Below are 26,084 nucleotides of genomic sequence, written 5' to 3'. Positions count from 1 at the left end.
GCCGATGCTGTATCCCGGCCACGCACGGAGAAGGGTTGTGGAAGCCGCAAGAAACGGGTCGCAAGGCAGTCGGGAGGGGCATAGATTATTCCTGTCTGAGATTGGAGGCGAACATGAATGTTCAAAACAGCGAACAGGGTTACCACTACGGTGTCATGCGCCGGGCCATCGAATTGATTGACGAAGGCGGCGAAGGCCTCTCGCTCGAAGAACTGGCTTGTGAAATGCACATGAGCCCGGCCCATTTTCAGCGTCTCTTCTCACGTTGGGTCGGGGTGTCACCAAAGAAGTTCCAGCAGTATCTGACACTCGGCCACGCGAAATCCATGCTCAGCGAACGGTTCACCACACTCGAAGCCGCGCATGGGGCCGGGCTTTCGGGAAGTGGAAGGTTGCACGATCTGTTCCTGAGATGGGAAGCCATGAGCCCTGGCGAATACGCCCGAAAAGGCGAAGGGCTCACTATCTACTGGGGTTGGTTCGACAGCCCCTTCGGGCCGGCGCTGGTTATGGGAACTGACAAGGGCATATGTGGTATTGGTTTCGCCTCGGAATCAAGTCAGCCCGACGCGATGGAGGATCTGGCGGGTCGTTGGCCTCGGGCCCAGTTTGTCGAGGACCCGGAAAAACTGCGGACATGGGCAGAAGCTGCATTTGGGACCACAAGGGCCTCCGGGCCAATTCCGCTTTATCTGATCGGTGCCCCCTTTCAGATCAAGGTTTGGGAAGCGTTGCTTCAAATTCCTTTGGGGAACGTCACGACCTACTCTGAAATTGCGGATACCGTCGATGCACCGCGGGCTGTGCGGGCCGTTGGCACAGCCGTCGGACGCAACCCGATCAGCTGGCTGATCCCATGCCACCGCGCCTTGCGAAAGACCGGTGGACTGGGCGGATACCATTGGGGGCTGCCGGTGAAGCGCGCGATGCTGGCCTATGAAGCCGCCAAGGCTGATGCCTGAGGTCACGGATCGGCAATGGACCGCCGGACCCACGCAAATGTAACTTGAGGCTTTTTTCTGCAACCGTGATATAGTGAGATCAATTCAAGCCCGGGAAAACGGGCATTTTCGAGCAGAAGGTGATCTCATGGCGATCTCAAAAACCATCATTGCGGCTTCGTCTGCCGTGTTTCTTCTTGGCGCGTGCACCAACCCCGCGTCGCTTACGGCGACATCCGTAGGAGAGGATCCGTACAAGAAAACCAAAGAGGGTGCTCTTGTCGGAGGCGTTCTCGGGGCCGGTATTGGGGCCCTGACTGGAACCAACACGGCGACGGCCGCTTTGGCCGGTGCTGCGGTTGGCGCAATTGCCGGAGGAGCAATTGGTGCCCAATTGGACAAGCAGGCGGCCGAGCTTCGGCAGGAGCTGTCCAATGATGGGATTTCCATCACCAATGCAGGGGATCGCATGATCGTGTCAGTTCCCAATGACATTACCTTTGCCACCGACAGCGCAGAAGTGAATCCGGCGTTGCGGTCCGATCTAGATCGTGTTGCTGCGAACCTTCTGAAGTATCCTGACAACACAGTGCAGGTTATCGGGCACACGGACAGCGACGGCGAGGCTGGTTATAACCAAAGCCTGTCCGAGCGCCGGGCGAATTCGGTGGCCGATATCCTACAAACCGGCGGTGTCCCATATACACGTCTGACCACTGCTGGCCGGGGTGAAGATGCGCCGATTGCCTCCAACCTGACGGATGACGGCAAGGCGCAAAATCGTCGGGTCGAGATTGTGGTGTTCCCGAACGAGGCCTGAGCCTTGCGATAGAATTCAGAATGTAGCGCGCAGCCTTCGCATGGACGAACACTGGCTGCGCGTGCAGGGGGCTTTCTCTTTTGCCACGGTTTCCTAGGGTGCGCTTGGAATGCACACGATGAGGACCTCAAGATGTCTGACCCCGTTCTTTTGGGTATTTCCGGCGCGCTGCGCCAGCCTTCGACGAACCGGAAACTCCTGCGCGAGGCCGTGCGGCTGTTTGGGACCTGCGCCTATGTCGAGGCCGATCTGAACCTGCCGCTTTACGACGGAGATGCCGAGAGCGAGTCGGGTATTCCCAAGGCGGTGCAAAAGCTGGCAGATCAGGTTGCGAATGCCGATGCGGTGGTTATCTCGACCCCGGAATACAACAAGGCGCCCCCGGGCGTTTTGAAGAATGCGCTTGATTGGATCAGCCGGACCGATGGATCGCCGTGGAAAGACAAACCTGTCGCGGTGATGTCGGCAGCCGCGGGCCGCGCAGGCGGTGAGCAGGCGCAATCTCTGCTGCGGTTGTTCCTCATGCCGTTCCAGCCACGTCTTCTGACCGGACCGGCCGTTCACCTTGCCGGCAGCGGCAAGGCGTTTGCAGAAGACGACAGGCTGCTCAGCGATCGTTACGAGGCGTCCGTTGCTGCGTTGATGAAAAAGCTGCATGCTGAAATCGGAATAACGAGCTGATTGCAACGGCTGCGCGGTTGTCGGAGTGGTGACAGCCCTCTAGGGTTCAGCCTATGGAACCTGAACGGCCCAGCGAAATTCAGTTCGACCACTTGGACCCTGCCCGCGCCGTAGCGTTTCAGGTGGCCATGGGGGAAACTCCCGCAATTGAAATCGGATCTGATCTGCCGCCGTTCTTTCACCAGCTGTACTTCTGGAGCCCCCGCCCGCCGTCCAAACTCGGACGGGACGGCCACCCAGAAACCGGTCAAGGATTGATCCCGGATCTGGGATTGCCTCGCCGGATGTGGGCCGGCGGGCAACTCCGGTTTGATAAGCCATTGCGAGCTGGCATCCCGGCAGAGCGATGTTCGATCTTGCAGGAGGTAACACGAAAATCAGGGCGGACCGGGCCGTTGGCATTTGTCACCCTGCGCCACGAGTTCCGTCAGGAGGATCGTCTATGCCTGACGGAATGGCAGGACCTTGTATACCGTCAAGATCCTGATCCGAACGCGCCTCTTCCTGTTCCTCCACCGGCGCGAACGGATGAGACCGACTGTGAAAACGTGTCATACGATAGCACGTTTCTATTCCGCTACTCTGCCCTGACCTTCAACGGGCACAGGATCCACTATGATCTTGATTATGCACGCGACGTGGAAGGTTATGCAGGGTTGGTCGTGCATGGCCCGCTATTGGCGCAGCAGCTGATGCTGATGGCCAGAAACCTGTTGGGGCCATTGCGTGAGTTCGCGTTTCGGGCGTCCTCGCCGCTGATGCATTTTGAAACGGCTGAATTGTGCCGCAATGGACAGGAATTCTGGGTACGAGGCCCGGGCGGGCGGCAATGCATGCAGGCAAAGGCGTCGCCTGCCTAGAGGTTGTCTTCGACGCGAAAGCCTTCGGGAATTTCATCGTTGCCTTCAAGGATCAGGTCCGCCATGACTTCGGCAACTTTCGGAGCCATTCCAAAGCCGATCTTGAACCCGCCATTGGCGATGAAATGTCCGGTCTGTCCGGGCCACGCCCCTAACATGGGAGCGCGGGACCGGGACCGGGGCCGAACGCCAGCCCACCGTTCGATAACTTCGGCTCCGTGCAGGATTGGCATGGCACGCATGGCCCGCTCGATTACATCGTCCAATGCTTCGTCGGTGCCTTTGGAGTCTTTGAAATCGCGTTCGGAGGTTGAGCCGATCGCCAGCGTTCCGTCCGCGTGTGGTATCAGATGCAGCGAGTCAGCGAACAACTGAGGAACATCTCCTGCGTCAAACCGCAACAGGGCGGCCTGACCTTTGACGCCGTTGCCCAGAGGCCGGCCAAATGCCTTGTTCAACTCCTCCAGCCCCGCGAAACCCTTGGCATGTACAACAGCGCCTTGGTCAGGTGCATCGGACACGACTTCGACACCTCGCACAGACAGCGCCGAAACCAGCGCGGAACAGGCACGGCGGGGATGCATCCGTGCACTCAAAGAATCGTGGATGACAAAGCCGGACGCGCTGGGCGGCACCCAGGCGCCCAGTTCAGACAATTGCCGAACTGTCCAAGCCGCATGCCCCTGCCACAGTTTCTGAGCGGAAGCTTCGCGTTTTCGAGCCATCTCAAGTGCTCGGGCATCCGGAATCGGTTGCAAGCGTCCAAGCCGTCCATATCCGGGAGACACGCCGCCCGCGGCCTCGACCCCCTTCCAGAAGCTCTCGGCCATGACAAGGCTATCGAACTGAAAGGCTTTCTTGGCATTCCAATTTTCCGGCACATGAGGGGCCAATGCGCCCACGAGTCCGCCACTGGCTCCCGCCCCGGGGCCGTGCGGGTCTACAACCCGGACCTCCGCGCCGCGCTGGGCGCAGATCCAAGCGATCGACAGGCCGAAAATCCCGGCACCGCGTACTGTCACATCCACCATTGCCATTCTCCGTCGGTTTCTTCAGTGTCGCGTCGTTGCAGCCGGACGGATCATCGCATGACAGAGAGGCAGGCGAAACTCAACTGGACCGAAGAACAGGTCCCGGTTTCCGACCGGTTCGACGATCCCTATTTTTCTTTGCAGAACGGGCTTGCGGAAACCCGGCATGTTTTTCTGGCTGGAAACGATTTGCCTGCGCGGTTTGTGCCGGGGTTTCAGGTGGCGGAACTGGGCTTTGGGACCGGGCTGAATCTGCTGGCCACCTGGGCCGAGTGGGAAAGATCTGGACAGACGACGCCCCTGCGGTTCACCAGTTTCGAGGCATTCCCGATGTCCCCCACCGATATGGAGCGCGCGCTGGAGGCCTTTCCAGAGCTATCGCCCTGGGCCGATCGGTTCCTGGCAGCTTGGCCGGGGCAGGGGATCTGCAATCTGGATACATTGCATGCAGAAGTGATCATCGGCGACGCCCGTGTGTCGTTGTCGGGATGGACAGGCAAGGCAGATGCTTGGTTTCTGGACGGGTTTTCACCGGCCAAGAATCCCGAGCTTTGGGAAGAAGGGTTGATGGAAGAGGTGGCACGGCACACGACACCGCAGGGCACGGCCGCGACTTACACTGCGGCCGGCTTTGTGAGACGTGGGCTGGAGGCCGCAGGATTCACGATAACCCGCACGCCCGGTTTCGGGCGCAAGCGGCACATGACACGGGCCGCGTTCTTGGCCCGATAGGGACCGGAACCAGATGTCGGATGCTTCGGTGACGCGGGAACAGTCAAACAATGTCCCAATGGGCATTCTGCTGATGCTGGCAGCCACAATCGTATTTGCCTTGCAAGACGGAATTTCTCGCCATCTGGCCGGAACCTACAACACCTACATGGTGGTGATGATCCGGTATTGGTTCTTTGCAGTCTTTGTCGTGGCTCTGGCGGCACGATCCTCGGGTGGATTGCGACGTGCCGCTTATACGAGACAGCCGTTTCTACAGATTCTGCGCGGGTTGCTTTTGGCAGGTGAGATTTGCGTTGCCGTTTATGGCTTTACCATCCTTGGCCTGATCGAAAGTCAGGCTGTTTTCATTTGCTACCCGCTTCTTGTCGCGGCGCTCAGTGGCCCGGTACTGGGAGAAAAGGTTGGCTGGCGTCGATGGATGGCCATCGGGGTTGGATGCATCGGCGTTTTGATCATCCTGCAGCCGGGCATGGGCGTGTTTCATCCGGCGGCCATCATCCCGCTGATTTCAGCGTTGATGTTCGCACTTTACGGACTGCTGACCCGATATGTCGCGCGGCAGGACGATTCCACAACCAGCTTTTTCTGGACCGGTATTGCCGGCGCGGTGATGATGACCGCGATCGGCGTCTGGTTCTGGGAGCCGATGAGCGCGTCGGACTGGAAGTGGATGTCTTTGTTATGCCTTACCGGCGCGTTGGGGCATTGGCTACTGATCAAGTGCTACGAGGTGGCCGAGGCCAGTGCCGTGCAGCCCTTTGCCTACTTCCATCTGCTCTGGGCGTCCATTCTTGGAATCACGCTGTTCGACGAGAACCTGCGCAATGCTGTCGTCGTGGGATCCGGTCTGATTGTCGCGGCGGGGCTGTTTACCCTATGGCGCGAACGAATAAAGAGTTGACCCGGTCAACTCCTGCGAGAAGGGAACGGGCAGGGGTTTCTTTTCAAGGCGAGCCCGATAGATCGGCAGGCTTTCGGTCACGCGCATCACGTAGTTTCGGGTTTCATTGAAAGGAATGTGTTCGATCCAGTCGACGATGTCCATTCCGCCCTCAGACCCGGAACTGCGCGGATCACCAAACCTCTGCATCCAGGAAATTGGTCGCCGCGGACCCGCGTTGTAGCCGGCCGACATCATCACCACATTGCCCCGAAAATCGCCGGCGAGCCCGGCCAGATAATTGGCCCCCAGCTTGGCGTTGTATTTCCAGTCCCCGATCAGCCGGTCGGTACTGTGCCCGCCGAGAATGCCCAGATCCGTTGCAACCAGCTTGGCCGTTGCCGGCATGACTTGCATCAGACCCCGCGCGCCTGCGCCGCTGATCACGACCGGATCAAATTCACTTTCCCGTCGGGCAATGGCAAGGCTCATTTCCGGAGCCATCGGCAGATCCATTTTCGCCAATGGGTGTAACGGGAAATAGGCATTTGGGATCACCACACCCGTGCGAGCAGCTCGTTTGGCAATCATCACGGCCAGATGGGGTTGGTTCATATCAAGAACCATGTCACCAAGGCGCTGGGCCGGTTCCGGCTGTAGCCCTTCGACCAAATGGGTCAGAAACCGTTCGGCGAGGTCCAATTCGCTCGCCTCCAGCAGGAGCAGACCCGCCTGCAGCACAGTCGACCCCATGAAACTCTCGGTCTTCCAGCTGTCTGGCTGCCGAGGCTGCATGAGTTTCGGATCGAATGGCCGTCCGATCCGCTCGGCTGCCAGAAGCCCATAGTATGACGTCTGAAACTCGGCCGCGAGCGCATATCCGGCCTGTGCTTTGTCAATGTCTCCCATCGCCTCGTATGCGCGACCGATCCAGTATCCGGCCCGTCCCTTCGAGATCGGAGAAGCGACCGCGGTTTCAAAACGTTCGAAATGCTGCACTGCGGTTGCCGGATCATCCAGTTTGCGAAGAGCGACAAAGCCCGCAATCCACTCCAGATCGGCAAAGGCATAGCCGGCCTCTGGTGTCAGATGGTGGTGCGCCGCGATCTTGTAGGCTGTCTGTGAGTCACCGTCCCGCATCTTTTGGCGGGCAAGGTTGCGGCGGCGCTGCGCCCATGCCTGAGGTTCACCCAGCGCTTCAGGTGATTTCGACCGGCTCAGCATCAGCTCTACTGCGCTATCGTCAAAGCCCTTTCTGTCGCGCCATACAAACCGGTCATGCGCCAGCCCGGGCGATGTTTTGAGCCCAGCAGGAACCGCAGCGATCCGGTCGTCAACACCCGGCGCCAGATCCTGCAGCGCCAATCGCGCTTCGGCCAGTTTGCGATGGCCATCGCTGACCAGCGGCACCATACGGCGCCCGCTGACCTTGTGACCGTCCCACAGTAGCCGGTCCAATCGGGCCTCGTGATGTGGCGCCAGCAGTTTTCGGTATTTCTTCAGGTATTCCGATTGCAAACCGCTACCCATTGGCATTGTGCGCCAAGCTTTGACCAGTTCGGCGTGCGCGTCACCCTCGTTTCCCTTGGCCAACAAGGCCGCAGCAAAGTTCAGTGCGCCTTCAGCGGTCTTCGGCGGGTTGCCATCGTAAAATTGCAGAACTCTGTCCGGATCTGCATTGGTGAAAGATGGTTCACTCTTGCGCCGCAACCAGTCCAGCCCCGGCCAGTCCGGCCGCCGATCCAGAAACACGAGCACGTCGCCCGATGATCCTTTGCCTGCACGCAGCCAATGCCAAACTACGATGTCCCGTGTGACCGAGCCGCGCTCGCCGGCCACCCTTAAGGCCTCGGTCCAGTTGTCTCTGCGCATCTCGGTCACGGCTGCGCGAAGGTTGTCCGCAGAATCGGCCTCAACGGCACTCGACGTGAATGCGGTCGAGAAAATCAATGCCGCAAGCAGGGCAAGTATGCGTGTCATCCCTTGCATTTCCCAACGAACCAAGGCTACAGCCTGTCACGATAATCCGACTCCCGCCGGGATCAACACACAATCTTTGGTCGGGGGCTCATTCGGCGGGCTTGTGCCCGCAGCACTGCAACCAAGGGAGCGCACCCATGTTCAAAGGCTCTATGCCGGCCCTCGTCACCCCGTTTCGAAACGGTGAGCTGGATTTGGAGACGCTCAAACACCTTGTCGAATGGCAGATTGACGAAGGGTCGACGGGTCTCGTGCCGGTTGGAACCACCGGCGAAAGCCCGACACTGACCCACGAAGAACACGAAACCGTGGTCGAAGAGGTGGTCAAGGCCGCAGCCGGCCGGGTTCCGGTGATCGCTGGCGCAGGGTCCAACAATACAATTGAAGCTATCCGCTTTGTGCAGTTCGCCGAGCGGGTCGGTGCCGATGCGGCACTTGTGGTGACACCTTACTACAACAAGCCAACCCAGCGCGGCATGGTCGCCCATTTCACCGCCCTCCATGATTGCGGCGATCTGCCGATCATCATTTACAACATTCCCGGCCGTTCGATTGTCGATATGACACCTGAGACAATGGGAGAGCTGGCCAAGCTGCCACGGATTGCAGGCGTAAAGGACGCGACCGGTGATATCACTCGTGTCTCTCAGCAGCGCGCCAGCTGCGGCGCGGACTTCGTCCAGCTGTCAGGCGAAGATGCATCTGCCCTGGGCTTCAATGCACATGGCGGGGTGGGCTGCATTTCTGTGACCGCGAATGTTGCGCCCAAGCTTTGTGCCGAGTTCCAGCAAGCCACTCTTGCCGGCGACTATGCAAAGGCGCTTGAGTATCAGGACAAGCTGATGCCGTTGCACGAAGCGATCTTTATCGAGCCGGGGTTGGTGAGCGCAAAGTACGCCCTGTCGCGCCTTGGCTTGTGCAGCGAAGAAGTCAGATTGCCGCTGACCGGCCTCGAAGACAGCACAAAGGCTGCCATTGACGCCGCAATGGCACATGCAGGGCTTCTCTGACCTCAGGTTGGAATCGATTCAGGATCCCGCAAAAAAAGGGCGGCCTCCGAACTGGAGCGCCGCCTTTTCTTCTTCGGGCCTTGCGGAAAGTACCCGCTGTTCCGAGCCAATAGCGGGTTCAACGCTTTCCGTAGTACAGCCCCACGACATGTTCGGCTTCGGCAAAGAACAACCAGCGGGACACTGCCACACCGATCAGATGCGAAAGCACGGCTAGGGCAGCCAGCAGATGATGGAAGGGCAGCAAGAGCAGGGCAACGGGAACCGCAAAAGCAAATACCCATGCGATGACCCGTAGCTTCTGAGCGTGTTTTCGGCCGACAACGAATACAAACTCACGCAGTAAATAGTTGGACCCTGTATGCGGCGGCTCGAAAGCAGAAACCGAGCCGCGCGCTCCAAGCCCTGTTGCCGTTCCGAGATCCGTGCCTGAACGCGCCAGCGCCTTGTCGCCGAGCACCCAGTATGCAAGCTGCACCAATGCAGCAATGGTCAACAAGAGTGTCGCAAGTTGGACCTGCCCGGCCAGCAATGCCCCACCAGCAAGGCTGAAGGACAGGAATACAACCGGGGTTAAGCCCATGTTCCAGCGCGGAATTGTCTTTAGCTGTGTATAGATCATCGAGGTGGTGAAAACCGTTGCGAGGCTCAGTGCACTGCCGATCGCGCCCAGAACAGGCCAGCGGGTTCCAAAAAAAACAGGCCCGAGAGCATAAAGCGCAAGGATCAGTAGTGCCGCGACAGCGCAAACGCCTTCACGGCTGAGCCAGCTTGTTTTCCACTGGGTCATGGCCCGCCATGCGCGCTCGGGGTGGCCAAGGTGAAAGGTCGATGCCAGCAATCCGATCACGGCCAGCCCGAATCCGATGGCAAAAAAGGCGAACGCCACGAACCCGGATACGGATGGCAGCCCAAGCCCCAGGAAGAACAGCAGCCCGAACCCGAGCCCCGACAATGTGGTAAATACGATGACGGAAGGAGCAGGGTGCATCAGTCGGACCCTCCAGGCAGCTGGTCAAGCGCCTTGTCGAGCCAGCGCATGAACCCACCCGGTTCTTCGGCCACAGGAGCCAACAACGGAGCCAGAACGTCAATTTGCTCGTCAATTGTGTCCTTGGGACGCGGTGGGAGATATTTGTTGACGGGTTTCGTTCCCATTTCGGGCATCAAATCCATGCCACCGCGTTCCGCTACCAGCTGTGAAACGTCGCTTTGGGGGTCGCCGAGATCTCCGAAATGCCGGGCACCGGCCGGGCAGGTGCGCACGCAGGACGGAATGCGATCCACTTCTGGCAGGTTTTCGTTATAAATCCGGTCGACACAGAGCGTGCACTTTTTCATGACACCTTCGGCCAGATCCATCTCCCGCGCTCCGTAGGGGCAGGACCACGCGCACAGGCCGCAGCCGATGCAATGGTCTTCGTTGACCAGAACAATCCCGTCTTCGCTTCGTTTATAGCTTGCTCCTGTCGGGCAGACCGTGACGCAGGGCGCGTCTTCGCAATGCAGGCAGGACTTCGGAAAATGAACCAGCTGCGCCGGCCCAGTCCCGGGCTGGACATGATAGCTGTGAACCCGGTTCAGAAATGTGCCGGAGGGGTCCGCGCCATAGGGATCCTGATCGCTAAGTGGCGCTCCGTAGTTCTCGGTGTTCCAGCCTTTGCAGGAAATGACGCAGGCATGGCATCCGACGCAAGTATCGAGATCGATCACCAGACCCATCTTGCGATCGGTCGAATTTGGGAGTTCGGTCATGTCGGTGAACCTCGTCCGTTTGCGTGGGTGGGGGCGCTGCCCCCGTCGCGGCAGGCCGCGACCCCCCTGGAGTATTTTTTAAAAAGATGAAGAGGCTGGCTCATTTCCCGACCTTCCATTTCAGATCTTTCGGGCCAGTGCCCACCGGCGATTTGAGGGCGCTGAAAGTGGGCTGGCTTTCTGGGAGTTCGCCCGGCGCGGCGGTCTTTTCGATCTTCACCTTAAGATCGAACCATGCTGCCTGCCCGGTGATCGGATCCGAATTGGCCCAACGCATACCGTCGCCTTTGGGAGGAAGCAGCTCGTGAATTAGGTGGTTCAACAGAAACCCTTTGGTGGCCTCCGGAGCGTTTTCGTCCAGTGCCCAGGCCCCCTTGCGCTTGCCGATCGCATTCCACGTCCAGACCGTGTTGTCGTTGAGCGCCGCCATTTCCATAACTGGCACGACTATTTCGCCGTGCGGCGAGGTGACTTTGGCCCAGTCTCCATCCGCCAGCCGGTGTTCACGCATCAACTTGGTCGGGACATAGAGCGGGTTGCGGCCGTGAAGTTGTCTGAGCCAGGCATTCTGAGTTCCCCATGAGTGATACATGGCCATGGGTCTCTGGGTGAGGGCGTTTACGGTAAAGCCGTCATTGCCGGTTTGGTCGGTCTCGTACCAGAACGGGAGTGGATCCATCGCTGTCTTGAGGCGATCACGCAGGTGTTCCGGGGGCTGACGGTCACCATGACCTTCGGCGGCCAGCTGGAACTTGCGGACCGGCTCAGCATAGAGCTGAAACAGGTAGGGTTGCGGGCTATCATACAGTCCCATTCCCACGGCCCAGTCCTGGTAAGCCATGTTCCACGGTTTGAAAAAATCCGCGCCTTCCGGGATGTGTTCAACAAAAAAGCCGCCGTTTTCAATATAGCGGTCCAGTTGGTCCGGATTCACCGCGCCACGTCCGGTTTCGGATCCATCCCCACGAAACCCGGCGAGAGGGCCGATGCCGGGCTTGCGTTCGTGGTTCACGATGTAATCCGCGTAGTCTTTCCACTTGGGCGTTCCGTCCTCGTGCACGAAGCCGGGCAAGTTCATTCGGTTGGCAAGTTCGATCAGAACCGATTGGAAACCACGCACGTCACGGTCCGGTTCCACCACGGGCCACCGGATGGCGTCGGCAGCGGCATCGGCCTCGCAGATCGGTCGGTCGAGCAGCGAGATACAATCGTGCCGTTCAAGATATGTCGTGTCGGGCAGGATCAGATCTGCATAGGCAACCATTTCCGAGGAGTATGCGTCCGAATAGATGATCCGCGGGATGACGTATTTCCCATCATCGTTGCGGGCGGTCAGCATCTCCATCACGCCCTTCGTGTTCATCGAGGAATTCCATGACATGTTGGCCATGTACATGAACAACGTGTCGATCCGGTAAGGGTCTCCGGCCGCGGCATTCGAGATCACCATGTGCATGAGCCCATGCACCGACATCGGATTCTCCCAGCTGAAGGCCTTGTCGATCCGCTTGGCCTTGCCGTCGTCGTCTAACTGCAAGTCCTGCGGTCCGCGGGGGAAGCCCAGGTGAGGCCCGTCCAACGGCCTGCCCGGTCGACCGTGGCCGTGTGGAGTAGGATGAACCTCGACAGGTTTAGGATAGGGCGGCTTGAATCGGAAGCCTCCCGGGACTTCGACCGACCCCAGCAATATCTGTAGCACGTGCAGCGCGCGGCAGGTTTGGAACCCGTTGGCGTGGGCAGAGATGCCGCGCATCGCATGGAAACTGACCGGTCGACCCACCATCTTGCTGTGAGTTTCGCCTCGGAAGTCGGTCCATTCCTGATCCAGCTCGATGGCTTCGTCAAATGCGACTCGGGCGATTTCACCTGCGATGGTCCGGATGCGATCGGCAGGGATGCCGCAACGGTCGGCCACCGCTTCGGGGGCGTATTCGTTGCTGAGGTATTTTTCAGCCATCTGATGGAAAACTGTGCGGTGCGTGACGCCATCCCGTTCCAATACAGCCGACAGGTCCGGGCGCACTCCGGGCTGGTCGAAAGGTGCAGTTTGGCCGGTCTTTCGGTCGATCACCAGCGGTTTGCCGTCGCCATCCCTCAGAAACAGACCTCTTTCCGGTCCCTCGGTGGCATTCAACAAAACGGGAGCGTTGGTGTATCTGCTCAGGTAATCAAGATCGATTTTCCCGGCTTTCATCAACACGTGGATCATCGAAAGAATAAAGAGTCCGTCCGTGCCCGGCGTGATGCCGACCCAGTCATCGGCAACGGCATTGTAGCCGGATCGGATCGGGTTAACCCCAATGACTCGCGCACCACGTTTCTTGATCTTGCCAAGCCCGATTTTGATCGGGTTGCTGTCGTGGTCTTCGGCAACGCCGAACAACATGAACAGCTTTGTGCGTTCCCAATCCGGCTGTCCGAACTCCCAAAAGGCTCCGCCCATCGTATAGATCCCGCCGGCGGCCATGTTGACCGAACAGAACCCGCCATGAGCTGCGTAATTCGGGGTGCCAAAATTCTGCGCCCAGAATGAAGTGAAGCTCTGACTTTGATCCCGGCCCGTGAAAAAGGCCAGCTTATGTGGAGCGGTTTCGTGCAGTTCGTTCAGCCAGCCAACAGCCGTACTGATCGCCTCGTCCCAGGAGATCTCCTGAAATTCGCCCGAACCGCGCGGCCCGACGCGCTTCAAAGGCGCGCGCAGGCGCGATGGCGCGTTGTGCTGCATGATCCCGGCGCTGCCTTTGGCGCAAAGGACGCCCTGATTGACCGGGTGGTCCCGGTTGCCTTCGATATAGGCAACTTTGCCGTCCTTCATGTGCACGTTGATGCCGCACCGGCAGGCACACATGTAGCAGGTCGTCTTTCGCACTTCGTCCGACACTGGTGGAGACAGGTCGAGCTTTGGTTCTGAATGTGCCATGGCGGTCCTTGTCAGTATCGGAGATGTTTCTGGTGAAGGGTTCGATTTGTGTCAGCGGCTTGCAAGCGGCACGTAATCCCGCAACTGCGGCCCGTTATAAAGGGTCAGGGGGCGGATCAGGATATTCTGGCGCTGTTGTTCGATGCATTGAATCACCCAGCCGGGCATTCTGCCGATGGCAAAAATCGGGACGTACAAATCCATCGGGATGCCGTGCAACTGGTAGATCACGCCTGAATAGAAATCGACATTCACGTTCAGCCCATGGCGAGAGTAGGGCTGCATCGCTTCGACAACGGCTTGAAGGATTTCATACCATTCAGGCGCCCCCATTTCCTCACCAAGTTTGCGGACCCCGTCGCGCATATGGCGGGCGCGGGGATCTTCCTTGCGGTAAACCCTGTGGCCAAAACCCGTGACCGCTTCGCGTGCCTTGCGCTTTGCCTTGACATAGGCGGCTGCATTCTCCGGCTCGCCTATCTCGTGAACCATCTTCATGACGTCTTCAGCAGCCCCTCCGTGGGCGGGGCCGGCCAGAGTGCTGAGCGCTGTCACGATAGCGCCGTGCAAATTGGCCTCGGTTCCGACCGTCACGCGAGCAGCAAAGCTCGAGGCATTCGACCCGTGTTCAGCATGAAGTATGAAATCCACATCAGCGAGACGCGCGGCGTCCTTGCTCGGCTTCTGCCCCTTCAACATCCACAGCCAGTTCGCGGCATGGCTCAGGGAGGGATCCGCCGGCACAGGGTCGCGCCCGTTGCGGATTGCCTCGTGGGCAGCGATGATCATCGGGACCTGACTGGTGAGGCGGATGCCGTTCTCAACGAACGCGTCTTCGCCTGTTTGTTGACTGTCCGGCTCCAGAGCGGCCAACGCGGAAACCGATGTGCGCAGAACATCCATCGGGTGGCCATCCTTGCAGGCTGCAATGATGTCAAAGACTGAGTCGGGAAGGGTGCGGCTTTCCTTGAGACGCGTGTCAAAGTCGGCCAACTCATCCGCGTTCGGCAATTCCCCATAGATCAGCAGATAGGCGACCTCTTCGAACGTCGATTGGGTGGCCAGATCATGGATCGAGTAGCCCCGATAGCTCAGCTCACCTTTGCCGCCATCAATGTCGCTGACCGCGGAACGTTCGAAATACACGCCTTTCAGGCCGCGGTTGATCTTGACGTTTTCGCTCATTGCTGGCTCCTTCTCCCGAACCGAGAGGATAATATGTCAGTATTGGATAATGCGCGGCGGGCCGCAGAGGAACGGCAAGCCAGAATAGTCTTTCCCGAAATCGAAGTCCCACGTGTCGCGGAAGCGGTTGGAAGACTGAGGCGGGAAGGGCTTTGCGTTCCTGTGGAACTGCGTGCACCTGGAGGCGAACTGGCGGCTGCTCTGGCCGAATTGCGGGGGCTGAAGCCGGCCATTGCCCGCCGGATGGTCTCCCGACCGTTGTTCCGGGCCGCCGCCATGGTGGCATTGGGAGAGGCGGACACAATGGTTGCCGGAGCCGAAGTGCCGACGCGACGGGTGATCGAGGCCGCCAGTATCGCACTTGGCCTGGCAGACGGGGTATCCAAATCCTCGTCATTTTTTCTGATGGTCTTCCCGGATGGGCGCGAGATGATTTTTGCCGATTGTGCTGTCAACGTGGCGCCGGATGCCGATGTTCTGACCGATATCGCCAAATCATCCGCAGATACGGCCCGGGCTCTGCTTGGTGAGGCGCGGGTTGCCTTGCTGTCATTCTCAACTGGAAGCTCCGGCGAAGGCGACAGCGTCAAGGTGGTTCGACAGGTTGCGAAACGCACGGGCTTTGCCGGGCCTTTGCAGGCAGATGCAGCTCTGAACCCGGTGGTGGCACGGACCAAAGGCGTGGAGCCGATTGACCCGAACGTTTTGGTGTTTCCCTCTCTGGACGCAGGCAACATCGCGTACAAGCTCTGTCGAGAACTGGCCGGTGCCCAGGCAATCGGGCCATTTCTGCAAGGTTTCCGCAGACCGGTATGCGATCTGAGCCGGGGTGCCAGCGCGCAGGATATCGTGGACGCAACTATTCTGACTGCAGCGCAGGTCTGACCGGACCGCAGGTCGGTTAAAGCCGAAGGGGGCACCGGATCAACCGGTGCCCCGAATCTGACGCTATGCAGGTAATGCCGAGGCATCAAACCTGCTGCGGCTGCATGTCGTCCTTGCTGATTCCTGCGACGCTGACTGGTTTTTTCATCGCATCGCGGCGGAAGGGTTCGCCAAGTTCCTGATTGATCAGGGCTTCGATCAGCGTTGTGATCCCGTTCTTCTGATCCTTGACGGCCTGATCCAGCGCGGCAGTGAGTTCGTCCATCGTGCGGGCTACAACGCCCTTGAGTCCGCAGGCATTGGCGATACCGGCATAGGATACTTCGGTGTCCAGCTCGGTTCCGACAAAGTTGTCGTCGAACCACAGGGTCGAATTTCGCTTCTCCGCACCCCATTGGTAATTGCGGAACACGATCTGTGTAATTGCCGGCCATTCTTCGCGGCCGATTGCGGTCAGTTCGTTCACCGCGATGCCAAACGCGCCGTCACCAGCAAATCCCACGACGGGTACGTCGGGGCAACCAATCTTTGCGCCCATGATCGCAGGCAAGCCGTAACCGCAGGGGCCGAACAGGCCCGGTGCAAGATATTTGCGTCCATCTTCAAAGCTTGGATAGGCGTTTCCGATGGCGCAATTGTTGCCGATGTCCGACGAGATGATTGCCTCTTTGGGTAGGGCCGACTGAATTGCGCGCCACGCCATGCGCGGGCTCATCCAGTCTGGCTTGTCGGCGCGCGCGCGTTCGTTCCAGCTGGTGCCGGGATCATCGTCTTCATGATCCATCGACGAAAGCTGCTGTGCCCAGCGGGATTTCTTTTCGGCAATTGCGGCCTTGCGCTCTGCGCGGCCCGCATCGCCCGCGGTATCCGACAGTTGAGCGAGGATACCGTTTGCAACCTTCGCAGCATCCCCGACGATTCCAACGGAAACCGGTTTGGTCAGACCGATCCGGTCAGGATTGATGTCCACCTGGATGATCTTGGCGTCGGCGGGCCAGTACTCCATGCCATAACCGGGAAGGGTCGAAAACGGGTTCAACCGCGTTCCTAGGCAGAGAACCACGTCGGCGTTGCTGATCAGTTCCATTCCGGCTTTTGACCCGTTGTAGCCCAGCGGGCCAGCAAAGAGCGGATGCGAGCCGGGGAAGGCGTCATTGTGCTGATAGCCAACGCACACAGGTGCATCGAGCCGCTCTGCGAGCGCCTTGGAAGCGTCGATGCCACCGTTCGACAGAACCACGCCCGCACCGTTCAGGATGACCGGGTTTTTGGCGTCCGACAGCAAGGCGGCGGCATCGGCAACGGCTTGCTCGCCGCCCGATGGCCGCTCAAACTCGACAACGGCCGGCAGGTTCACGTCGATCACCTGGGTCCACATATCGCGCGGTATGTTCAGTTGAGCCGGAGCGGAGGCCCGCTTGGCATTCATGATGACCCGGTTGAGAACTTCGCACACGCGGGTCGGATCTCGGACTTCTTCCTGATAGGCGACCATGTCCTCGAACAGTTTCATCTGTTCGACTTCTTGGAAACCGCCTTGTCCGATGGTTTTGTTGGCCGCCTGCGGCGTCACGAGAAGCAACGGGGTATGGTTCCAGTAGGCAGTTTTGACTGCGGTAACAAAGTTGGTGATCCCCGGACCGTTCTGGGCAATCATCATCGACATCTTGCCGGTGGCGCGTGTATATCCGTCAGCCATCATCCCCGCGCTGCCTTCATGGGCGCAATCCCAGAAGTTTATGCCAGCCGCCGGAAAAAGGTCAGAAATCGGCATCATCGCTGATCCGATGATCCCAAATGCATGTTCAATCCCATGCATTTGCAGGGTTTTTACGAACGCCTCTTCCGTGGTCATTTTCATGGGAGTATCTCCGGCAAGCATATGAAAAAGAACCGGCGCTACGTCTCCGTTGGGCCGGGGTCGCTATCCGGTTTAGGCGGTGGAAACTAGCCGCGTTAGGGCCAGTGTTCGCAACTGGCTAGGTCCAGTTCGTCGCGCCCTTTTCCATCGTTTCTGCGATAAGCCGTATACCGGCGGGAATCTTGGCGGTGGGGATCGAGGAATACCCAAGCCTATAGAAATTCTGAGGACGTTTCGGACCTGCGAAAAACTGCTCGCCCGGCTCAATCAGAACGCTTTTGTCGCGCATAGTATGCGCAAGCTGGGTTGTATCGGTGCCTTCCGGTGCCTGCATCCACAGAGAGGATCCGCCATATACACCTCGCCCGGCGATGGACAGCCCGTATTGCTCGACTGCCTCTTCGAGAGCTTTTCGCCGGCGGTGCAGGGTTGTGGACATTCGCCGGATCTGCGTGTCGTAGTGACCCAATGACAAAAAATATGCGACGGTTCGCTGAATGTGTCCGGGCGGGTGTCGCAGCACCAGTGCCCTCAGGGCGCGGGCCTCGCGGATGAACGCTTCGGACCCCACGACATATCCCAGCCGAAGTCCGGGAAACAGAGATTTGGAAAAGCTGCCGACATAGATCACGCGCCCGTCACGGTCCATTGACTTTAGCGCGGGTGATGGGGCCCCGAGAAATGAGAGTTCGAATTCGTAGTCGTCCTCGACGATGATCGCATCGATCTCCCTGGCTCGATCAAGCAGTTGCTTGCGTCGGTTCAGAGGCATGGTTCCCGTTGTCGGGCTCTGATGGCTGGGCGTTGTAAAGATGACGTCTGTTTCGTCTGAGATTTCCTTCGGCGGAAGTCCGTCCGCGTCTACTTTGACCGGCTGCAGATTGCATTGGGACTGCTCCAGAAGATCTCGCAGCGCATAGTAGCAGGGGTCTTCGATCGTTGCGGTCCGCTGCCGGTTCAAAAGGACCCGCGAGGTCAGCCACAGCGCATTCTGAGCCCCGAGAGTAATGAGAATTTCCTGAGGACGGGCGGAGATCCCCCGGCGCGGCAAAGAATGCCGGGCAATGAACTCTACCAGCAACGGGTCATCCCGGTCGAAATAGTCCGAGGTCATCGAAGTGAAATCGCGCTGACCCAGTGCGCGCAACGCGCAAAGTCGCCAGTTGGCATGGTCAAAAAGCGTCGGATCGGCCTGACCGTAGATGAACGGGTACCTATAGGAATGCCAGTCGCCCGGTTTGCGCAGGATGTCTCCCCCGGTAAATCGGCGCGCAATTGCGCTGCTCCAATCCACGGTCTCTTCGCCCTGCGGTAGCGGATCATATGCCGGGGGAACAGGAGCGTTCTCCGAAACATAGTATCCGGATCGCCCTCGTGAGGTCAGGTAATCATTGGCCAGAAGCTCGGTATAGGCCAGCGTTACGGTGATCCTACTGACCCCCAGATGCGTCGCCAATTTTCGCGACGAGGGCAGCTTCTCTCCGACGTGGAAACGGCCTGACAGAATGCCCTCGGCAATCATTTGCTGGATCTGTGCCTGCAACGTGCCTTGTGCATCGGGCTTGAGAAAAAAGGTGTCGACCGAGATAACCATTGCCGCACCTTAGGGTGGACTTAAGTGGCGCACAATCTGGACTTAGTCGTGGAGCCGAATTTTCTGGTTGCAATATTCTCAAAGAAACTATAAATCTAGTTTAGTAGTTTTGAGGGGCTTGGCATGGACTGGGAAATAGCGGCTTCCGGATTTTCCGCAATGGGATCCGAAGCACGGCTTCGTGTGTTGAAGATTCTGGTTCGGGCCGGTGACGACGGACTTACCGTGGGCGAAATTCAGGAGCGCACTGGGATTGCGCCTTCGACACTTGCCCATCATCTCAAGTTTCTTGCGGCCGGTGGCGTGGTCAAACAGGAAAAGGTTGGGCGCAGCACCCTGAACCGGGCGAGCTATGACAATCTGCGTGACCTTGCCGACTTTATCCTCGGTGAATGCTGTGCCGATGTCGGGGACAGTGTAAAACGGAAGGCAGCGAACGATGGCTGACGTAACTCAGGATCCGGGCCGGTTCAGGAACTTTGCCGCGGACGCCCTGAAAACGCCTTGGGCGGTAATCGCAGGGATACTTGTTGCAGTTGCAGTGCTCGATCCGGGCAACCTCGGCTCTACGATCGAGTTTGCAGCCCGTGCTCTGGCGCATACCGGGCAATACATCCTGTTTGCAGTTTTGCTGCTGTCATATCTCAAGGCTACCGGAGCCGAGGTCATGGTCGCCCGCGCATTCGAAGGGCGGGAGACACGGATGATATTTCTCGCTGCCCTCTTTGGTGGACTGGCGCCTTTCTGTTCGTGCGAAGTCATCCCTTTCATTGCCGGTCTGCTGGCTCTGGGCGCACCCTTGTCGGCGGTCATGGCCTTTTGGCTAAGCTCGCCTCTGATCGACCCGCCCACGCTGCTGATCACCGCCGGTGCCTTGGGCTGGCCGTTTGCTATCGGCAAGGCTGTCGCGGCCGTCGGGCTTGGTCTGTTCGGAGGTTTCATTGTGAAAGCCCTTATGGGTCACGGGGCGTTTGCCTCTCCGCTGAGGCAATACAAGCCGGCCGGTTGCTGCGGCTGCGCACCCAAGCTGGATGGAAAACCCAAATGGCGTTTCTGGACCGAGCCGGAACGTCGCGCGCAGTTTCGCTCGGAATTTGTGAGCAATGGATTGTTTTTGCTGAAATGGCTGGCTTTGGCTTATGTTCTGGAGGCATTGTTGATACAATACGTTCCAGCGGACCTGATCGCGACTGTTGTTGGCGGAGAAGGGATCGTTCCGATTGCCACGGCGGCCTTTGTAGGGATGCCGGCTTATCTGAACTCATACGTCGCACCGCCTCTGCTGGCGGGTCTGATGGAACAGGGAATGAGTTCCGGCGCGGCGATGGCGTTTATGATCGCTGGTTCGGTCAGTTCAATTCCCGCTATGGCGGCTGTATGGTCGCTAGTAAAGCCGCGTGTTTTTGCGGTCTATCTGGGGCTTGGGGTAAGCGGTGCCATTCTCGCAGGGCTTTTGTTCCAGATAATCTGAGACACCGGCGGGTCTGACTGGGATGGAAGACGACCCGCCAAAGGGCTCCCGAAACGGAGCTCTTCCGGCCTCCACCCTCCGGATTACCGGAGTGTGGGGGCCGATTTTTTTATGGTGTCTTTGGGACAGCCTTTCCGCGAACGACAAGGCCGGCGTCCCAACCGGGGCGCCGACCTGTGTCAGTGTTTCAACCAACGCAACCGCGTCAGGCGCTGAAGACGCGACCCAATGCGCCGTCGACCGCGTCAGTGATCTGGTCGATATCGTCGGCCGTTGCAATCAAGGCTGGCGAGAAGCATAGCGAGTTGTTCCGGCCCGGAATCGAACGGTTGGTCACGCCGATGATCACGCCCTGATTCATACAGTCTGCTGCGACGGCCTGAACGAGTTTCTCGTTCACCGGCTCCTTGCTGTCACGATCTGCAACAAGCTCGGCTCCGAGGAACAGACCTTTGCCGCGAACATCTCCGATGACCTTGTGCTTTTCCTGTAGCGCGCGAAGGTTGTCCAACATCCGTGCGCCCATATCCGTGCAGTTCTGCAGCAGGTTTTCATCTTCGATGATTCGCATGTTCTCGATCGCGGCAGCCGGACCGGCGGTGCACCCGCCAAAGGTTGAGATATCGCGGAAATAGTTCATCGGATCCTCGGCATCGTCTTTGAACAACTCAAAGACTTCCTCTGTTGTCACCATGCAGGCGATGGCCGCATAACCCGATGCGACACCTTTTGCCATGGTCACGAAGTCAGGCTTGACGCCGTACTGCTGGTATCCAAACCAGGTGCCGGTGCGGCCCACGCCGCAAACGACTTCGTCGATGTGCAGAAGCACTTCGTATTTCTTGCAGATCTCCTGAACCCGTTCCCAGTAACCTGCCGGTGCTTCGATGACTCCGCCACCCGCAGTCACGGGCTCAAGGCAAAGTGCACCCACTGTGTCCGGACCTTCCCGCAGGATGACCTCTTCGATTGCGTCTGCAGCGGCCTGACCAAAGGCTTCGCCGGACAGATGCTCAAGCCCCAATTCGTGCTTGCGATACTCCATGCAGTGGGGAACACGAACGAAATCGGGTGCAAACGGGCCATATTGTGCGTTGCGCTCATCTTGTCCACCAGCGGACATCGCCGCCAGAGTGGAGCCGTGATAGTCGCGGTCGCGATACAGGATCTTAGTCTTTTTGCCGCCGTATTTCTTGTGGGCGATCTGGCGAACCATCTTAAAGGCCTTTTCATTGGCCTCGGAACCCGAGTTTGTATAGTATACCCGGCTCATGCCCGGCATCTTTTCGGTCAGCTTTTCGGCAAAGATTGCGCCCGGGATCGATCCAGCGGTCTGAGCGAAATAGCACAGCTTCATCAGCTGGTCATAAACCGCCTTGCAGATGCTCTCGCGACCATAGCCGACGTTCACGGTCCAGACACCGCCAGAAACGGCATCAAGATGCTCTTTGCCCTTTTGGTCCCAAACGCGCATGCCTTTGCCTTCCACAATGATGCGCGGATCATTTGCCTCGAAGGGTTTGTGCTGAATCAGGTGATGCCAGATATGCGCCCGGTCCGCTTCGACAATGCGGCTCATATCATTCTCGTTGAACGTGCCGTCCATGGCGTGTCCTTTCAAAGTCTCGACTAACCGTTTCAGGAATCCGGTCGCAGTACGACCGGTGAATTGCGAACAGAACATCTGGAAATGTCGATCTGGAGTAGCGCCAGATTTTGTCGTCATTTAGCGCCAGCTTTTGTGCGGCATGTCTCAAGTTGGAATGTGACCAGTCGGTTGCTGCCTTGCGGGCCGCCTAAGAGCAATTTTGCCGACGGGTTCGGTACGCGGCGGCGTTCTCGGATTTCTGGGGATCTCAGAGCGCAGTTTGGTCAACTCGGTATCGCATCCATACACAGTAGGGCGTGGCTCCTTGGAAAAGGCAGCGCCAGCCTGCCTTCCAAATCCAATCAGGCTGGACTTAAATTTGGCGGAAAACTGGATGTATCATCCGGGGCGTTCAAATCGTCAGTCTTTGACGGGACAGTCAACAAACCTGCACGGGAGGATGAAATCAGACACCGGGCGCGCCGAAAACAGTTGCGCTGACCCGTTGTGACATTGCAGCCTGAACAAGTGGGCCGACGAAAACGTCGATGCCTTCTTCTTTGCGCAGACGAACCTGCCCAAAATGGGCGGTGAAACACATGGATCAGCCTAAAAAAACCGGGCGATCAGAAATCAACCAACTGGGAGCTAAATATGATGAAAACTCGCATCAAGGGCATTGTGGCCGGGGTTGCAGCCCTGATGGCGGCTCAAGGGGCCGCTGCACAAGATGAAATCACGGTTGCCTATTTCCTCGAATGGCCGATGCCGTTCCAGTACGCCAAAGTGAACGGTGAATATGACGAAGCGCTTGGCATGAAAGTGAACTGGGTGAGCTTCGACACCGGCACCGCGATGAGCGCGGCAATGGCATCGGGTGATGTCCAGATCGCCGTCAGCCAGGGCGTACCTCCTTTCGTGGTCGCGGCAAGTGCCGGTCAGGACCTTCAGATCGTCGATGTGGCCGTCAGCTATTCAGACAATGACAACTGCGTTGTTCGCGCCGATCTAGAGATTGACAAGTCGAGCGCTGGCGAACTTGCCGGCAAGAAAGTTGCCGTTCCGCTAGGAACTGCTGCGCATTATGGCTTCCTCAAGCAGATGAGTCATTTCGGTGTTGATCTTGGTTCGCTCGAAGTCGTCGACATGGCACCCGCAGAAGGCGCCGCTGCTCTTAGCCAAGGCTCGGTCGACATGGCGTGCGGCTGGGGCGGTGCTCTGCGTCGCATGAGAGAGCACGGCAATGTGTTGCTGACCGGTGCGGAAAAGGAAGAACTGGGCATCCTCGTCTTTGACGTGACTTCGGTTCCGGCTTCGTTCGCCGCGGAACAGGGCGACGTTCTGGCCAAGTTCCTCAAGGTAACCGCGGATGCAAACGCCAAGTGGAACAGCGGTGATCACACTGCGGAAATGCTGCCGGTGATCGCCAAGGATTCCGGTATGGACGAAGCCGATACCGAAGCCACGATCGGCACATTCGTGTTCCCGGGCGTGGGTGACCAGCTTTCAGACAAGTGGCTGGGCGGTGGTGCTCAGGAGTTCATGAAAGGCGTTGCTGACGTGTTTGTTCAGGCTGGCAGCATCGATGCCGCACTGGACAGCTATGAGAACGCAGTGAACGCCGCACCGCTGACCTCTGCCAAGGGCATGTAACTGACTAACCGACTGATAGGCGGGCGGCAAACGTCGCCCGCCGCAAGCATCCTCTCGCCCAATCTCTCCGCAATACAAGCCGGCTCGCCCGCGCGCAGGAGGGGTGTATCAAACCGGAAAGGGACCGATGTCGGGACTTTCAATAGAAAATCTTTCGATGCGTTTCGATCTGCCGAATGGCACGTCGGTACAGGCACTGAAAGATGTATCGCTCCATCTCAAGGAGGGGGAGTTGATGAGTGTGCTGGGCCCGTCAGGCTGCGGCAAAACCACTTTGCTGAACATCGTGGCAGGTTTTCTGGCGCCCACCGAGGGCAAGCTTGTCATGAACGGTCATACGGTGACCGGTCCTGACGCAGAACGCGGCATGGTTTTCCAGCAGGGCGCGTTGTTCGAGTGGATGAGTGTTCGTGAGAACGTGGGGTTTGGACCTTCGATGAAGGGGATGGCAAAGGCCGAAAAGAAACAGATCGTCGATCACCTGTTGGAAGTTGTCGGCTTGCAGGACTTCAAGGAAAAGGCGGTTTATGAGCTTTCCGGCGGCATGCAGCAGCGTGTTGCGCTGGCCCGTTGCCTTGCAAATGACCCGGATGTCATCCTGATGGACGAACCGCTTGGCGCTCTGGATGCTCTGACCCGCGAAAAGATGCAGTCGCTGGTCCTCAAGTTGTGGAAAGAAACCGGCAAGACGATCATCCTGATCACGCACTCGGTCGAAGAGGCCCTGTTGTTGGGCGAGCGCCTTCTGGTCATGGCTCCGCGCCCGGGCCGTATCCACAAGGAATATCGTCTTCCCTTTGCCGATCTTGGCGTTGGTGAGGATCTGCGCGAAGTCAAAAAGCACCCGGAATTCAATGTCAGGCGCGAAGAGATTCTTGGCATGATCTGGGATATGGAAGAAGAAATCATGGGCCGCACGGAGGAAGCGTCATGAGCAGTTTCGTTCCCTTCCTGATCTATATCGGTATCTTCATCGCCTCTTATCTGGTCGTTCACTACATTGTCCGACACTCAACGATAACCGGCTTCAATTCGCTCAAGACCGTTACCTTTGGTGACGAGAGCGCAGTCACGTCCGATCGCTGGGCCAGTATCATTTCGGTGATTACGATCTTTGTCCTATGGGGCATGTTCACGGGTTCGGTTCTGTTGCCGAAATTCCTGCATATGCCCGGCCCGTTCATCGGTGAGGCGTCGTTTGAATACACGGCCGAAACCCCCGACGGTCAAAAGGATACCGCAACAGTCACAGTTCTGGTTCACCCGGTCGATCAGAAAGTTGATGCGCCCGAAGTGGATCCCGGCGACGGCTGGGCAAAAAATGACAGCGCGGCGATCGGCGCATGGCGGTCCGGGTTGATCCGGGTCGACAAGAATGACGAACTGGGCCGCGATGCCGGCGCAACAGTGACCGAAGTAAACGGCCGGCCAATCGCCCCCGGTGAAAGTGTCCAGACAGAGTTCGGTCGGGTCGGGATGTCACCGAAGGGCACGCTGAACTTCGAGCCTGCAAAAGGCTGGCAGATGGAAGCGATCTGGCTTCCGCCGCCGGAAGATGTCGCCAAGCGTTTCGTCGAGATTGCCTCGCAGGGTTTCCGGGGATCCACGCTCTGGGAACATATCGGATATTCTCTAATGCGCGTAATCGTCGGCTTTTTCCTTGGGGCGCTCGTCGGAATTCCACTTGGATACGCAATGGGTCTGTCGGACTGGTTCCGTGGATGGTTCGACCCGATCGTCGAATTCATGCGTCCGGTGCCTCCATTGGCTCTGATCCCTCTGGTCATCATCTGGGCGGGTATCGGCGAAGCCGGCAAGATCATCCTTCTGTTCCTTGCGGCGCTTTGGATCATGGCAATCGCGGCTCGGTCCGGTGTGTCCGGGGTCAAGATCTCAAAAGTTCACGCCGCATACTCGTTAGGTGCCAACAAGCGGCAGATAATGCGTTACGTGATCGTGCCGAACTCGTTGCCGGAAATCTTTACCGGAGCCCGGGTGGCAATGGGGGTCTGTTGGGGCACCGTTGTGGCCGCAGAGCTGGTCGCGGCTGAAAAGGGTGCCGGCATGATGATCATGACTGCTGCCAAGTTCCAGAATACCGATATCGTTATCATGGGTATCATCATGATCGGCGTCATCGGATTTGGCATCGACATACTGATGCGCTGGGCGGAGCGGATGCTGGTGCCTTGGAAAGGCCGGGGATAAGCAGCCTTTGCTGACAAGAAACAGAC

Annotated in this window: 22 protein-coding genes; 13 read left to right on the top strand and 9 right to left on the bottom strand. The window is 58.4% G+C overall.

Going from position 1 to position 26,084, the window contains the following annotated elements; genetic code table 11:
• Positions 1-113: 113 nt before the first annotated feature.
• The 4 genes from ACP15U_RS19580 (at position 114) to ACP15U_RS19565 (ending at position 3,302) form a co-directional block, all read left to right on the top strand.
• Positions 114-962, top strand: a complete 849-nt coding sequence (locus tag ACP15U_RS19580; RefSeq protein WP_425046709.1) for a bifunctional helix-turn-helix domain-containing protein/methylated-DNA--[protein]-cysteine S-methyltransferase — start codon at positions 114-116, stop codon at positions 960-962.
• Between the two features lie 127 nt (positions 963-1,089).
• Complete coding sequence (locus tag ACP15U_RS19575; RefSeq protein WP_425046708.1) at positions 1,090-1,761, top strand: OmpA family protein; 672 nt, start codon at positions 1,090-1,092, stop codon at positions 1,759-1,761.
• Positions 1,762-1,893: 132 nt separating this feature from the next.
• A complete protein-coding gene (locus ACP15U_RS19570; protein ID WP_425046707.1) occupies positions 1,894-2,442 on the top strand; it encodes an NADPH-dependent FMN reductase in 549 nt (182 codons plus the stop codon).
• 53 nt (positions 2,443-2,495) lie between these two features.
• The gene (locus ACP15U_RS19565) at positions 2,496-3,302 is read left to right on the top strand and encodes an acyl dehydratase (protein WP_425046706.1); all 807 of its coding nucleotides are present in this window, start codon (positions 2,496-2,498) and stop codon (positions 3,300-3,302) included.
• Here ACP15U_RS19565 and ACP15U_RS19560 read toward each other — a convergent pair.
• The gene (locus ACP15U_RS19560; protein ID WP_425046705.1) at positions 3,299-4,339 is read right to left on the bottom strand and encodes an NAD(P)/FAD-dependent oxidoreductase; all 1,041 of its coding nucleotides are present in this window, start codon (positions 4,337-4,339) and stop codon (positions 3,299-3,301) included. The genes ACP15U_RS19565 and ACP15U_RS19560 overlap by 4 nt on opposite strands.
• 51 nt (positions 4,340-4,390) lie before the next feature.
• Between ACP15U_RS19560 and mnmD the strand changes: the two genes are divergently transcribed.
• On the top strand, positions 4,391-5,065 hold the full coding sequence (gene mnmD, locus ACP15U_RS19555) for a tRNA (5-methylaminomethyl-2-thiouridine)(34)-methyltransferase MnmD (RefSeq protein ID WP_425046704.1): 675 nt from the start codon (positions 4,391-4,393) through the stop codon (positions 5,063-5,065).
• A gap of 13 nt (positions 5,066-5,078) precedes the next feature.
• Positions 5,079-5,969, top strand: coding sequence for a DMT family transporter (locus ACP15U_RS19550; RefSeq protein WP_425046703.1), 891 nt, complete (start codon positions 5,079-5,081; stop codon positions 5,967-5,969).
• Here ACP15U_RS19550 and ACP15U_RS19545 read toward each other — a convergent pair.
• Entirely contained in the window at positions 5,943-7,928 is a 1,986-nt protein-coding gene (locus ACP15U_RS19545) for a lytic transglycosylase domain-containing protein (protein ID WP_425046702.1), read from the bottom strand. The genes ACP15U_RS19550 and ACP15U_RS19545 overlap by 27 nt on opposite strands.
• Positions 7,929-8,065: 137 nt before the next feature.
• Here ACP15U_RS19545 and dapA point away from each other — a divergent pair, with 137 nt between their 5' ends.
• Complete coding sequence (gene dapA / locus ACP15U_RS19540; protein WP_425046701.1) at positions 8,066-8,938, top strand: 4-hydroxy-tetrahydrodipicolinate synthase; 873 nt, start codon at positions 8,066-8,068, stop codon at positions 8,936-8,938.
• 118 nt (positions 8,939-9,056) lie between these two features.
• Here the strand turns inward: dapA and ACP15U_RS19535 are convergent, their stop codons facing one another.
• The 4 genes from ACP15U_RS19535 to ACP15U_RS19520 form a co-directional block, all read right to left on the bottom strand.
• Positions 9,057-9,929 carry a dimethyl sulfoxide reductase anchor subunit family protein gene (locus ACP15U_RS19535; RefSeq protein ID WP_425046700.1) on the bottom strand — a complete coding sequence of 291 codons (873 nt, stop codon included), beginning with the start codon at positions 9,927-9,929 and terminating at the stop codon, positions 9,057-9,059.
• Complete coding sequence (locus ACP15U_RS19530; RefSeq protein ID WP_425046699.1) at positions 9,929-10,693, bottom strand: 4Fe-4S dicluster domain-containing protein; 765 nt, start codon at positions 10,691-10,693, stop codon at positions 9,929-9,931. Before ACP15U_RS19530 ends, ACP15U_RS19535 begins: the two co-directional genes overlap by 1 nt.
• Positions 10,694-10,793: 100 nt before the next feature.
• On the bottom strand, positions 10,794-13,613 hold the full coding sequence (locus ACP15U_RS19525; protein ID WP_425046698.1) for a molybdopterin oxidoreductase family protein: 2,820 nt from the start codon (positions 13,611-13,613) through the stop codon (positions 10,794-10,796).
• Positions 13,614-13,664: 51 nt separating this feature from the next.
• Positions 13,665-14,798 (bottom strand): citrate/2-methylcitrate synthase, encoded by a 1,134-nt coding sequence (locus ACP15U_RS19520; RefSeq protein ID WP_425046697.1) that lies wholly within the window; start codon positions 14,796-14,798, stop codon positions 13,665-13,667.
• Between the two features lie 33 nt (positions 14,799-14,831).
• Here ACP15U_RS19520 and ACP15U_RS19515 point away from each other — a divergent pair, with 33 nt between their 5' ends.
• Positions 14,832-15,683: a phosphate acyltransferase gene (locus ACP15U_RS19515; RefSeq protein ID WP_425046696.1), complete on the top strand. Its 852-nt coding sequence runs from the start codon at positions 14,832-14,834 to the stop codon at positions 15,681-15,683.
• 85 nt (positions 15,684-15,768) lie between these two features.
• On the opposite strand, the gene xsc is transcribed toward ACP15U_RS19515, so the two are convergent.
• Together xsc and ACP15U_RS19505 are read right to left on the bottom strand one after the other, a co-directional pair.
• Positions 15,769-17,544, bottom strand: a complete 1,776-nt coding sequence (xsc, locus tag ACP15U_RS19510; RefSeq protein ID WP_425046695.1) for a sulfoacetaldehyde acetyltransferase — start codon at positions 17,542-17,544, stop codon at positions 15,769-15,771.
• Positions 17,545-17,662: 118 nt separating this feature from the next.
• A complete protein-coding gene (locus ACP15U_RS19505) occupies positions 17,663-19,138 on the bottom strand; it encodes a PLP-dependent aminotransferase family protein (RefSeq protein ID WP_425046694.1) in 1,476 nt (491 codons plus the stop codon).
• A gap of 123 nt (positions 19,139-19,261) precedes the next feature.
• Here ACP15U_RS19505 and ACP15U_RS19500 point away from each other — a divergent pair, with 123 nt between their 5' ends.
• Together ACP15U_RS19500 and ACP15U_RS19495 are read left to right on the top strand one after the other, a co-directional pair.
• Positions 19,262-19,585 (top strand): ArsR/SmtB family transcription factor, encoded by a 324-nt coding sequence (locus ACP15U_RS19500; protein ID WP_425046693.1) that lies wholly within the window; start codon positions 19,262-19,264, stop codon positions 19,583-19,585.
• Positions 19,578-20,609: a permease gene (locus ACP15U_RS19495; RefSeq protein WP_425046692.1), complete on the top strand. Its 1,032-nt coding sequence runs from the start codon at positions 19,578-19,580 to the stop codon at positions 20,607-20,609. Before ACP15U_RS19500 ends, ACP15U_RS19495 begins: the two co-directional genes overlap by 8 nt.
• A gap of 205 nt (positions 20,610-20,814) precedes the next feature.
• Here the strand turns inward: ACP15U_RS19495 and ACP15U_RS19490 are convergent, their stop codons facing one another.
• Complete coding sequence (locus ACP15U_RS19490) at positions 20,815-22,215, bottom strand: aspartate aminotransferase family protein (protein WP_425046691.1); 1,401 nt, start codon at positions 22,213-22,215, stop codon at positions 20,815-20,817.
• Positions 22,216-22,851: 636 nt separating this feature from the next.
• Here ACP15U_RS19490 and ACP15U_RS19485 point away from each other — a divergent pair.
• The 3 genes from ACP15U_RS19485 to ACP15U_RS19475 all read left to right on the top strand — a co-directional run bounded on the left by ACP15U_RS19485 (position 22,852) and on the right by ACP15U_RS19475 (position 26,058).
• Positions 22,852-23,850 carry an ABC transporter substrate-binding protein gene (locus ACP15U_RS19485; RefSeq protein ID WP_425046690.1) on the top strand — a complete coding sequence of 333 codons (999 nt, stop codon included), beginning with the start codon at positions 22,852-22,854 and terminating at the stop codon, positions 23,848-23,850.
• Positions 23,851-23,977: 127 nt separating this feature from the next.
• Complete coding sequence (locus ACP15U_RS19480; RefSeq protein WP_425046689.1) at positions 23,978-24,784, top strand: taurine ABC transporter ATP-binding protein; 807 nt, start codon at positions 23,978-23,980, stop codon at positions 24,782-24,784.
• On the top strand, positions 24,781-26,058 hold the full coding sequence (locus ACP15U_RS19475; RefSeq protein WP_425046688.1) for an ABC transporter permease: 1,278 nt from the start codon (positions 24,781-24,783) through the stop codon (positions 26,056-26,058). The genes ACP15U_RS19480 and ACP15U_RS19475 overlap by 4 nt, the downstream gene beginning before the upstream one ends.
• Positions 26,059-26,084 lie beyond the last annotated feature (26 nt).

Source organism: Primorskyibacter sp. S87 (assembly GCF_049801055.1).
In the GTDB taxonomy this organism is placed as follows: Bacteria; Pseudomonadota; Alphaproteobacteria; order Rhodobacterales; family Rhodobacteraceae; genus JBNAGF01.
The sequence above is the reverse complement of the archived record's forward strand: the minus strand, read 5'-3'. Positions and strand labels throughout refer to the sequence as shown.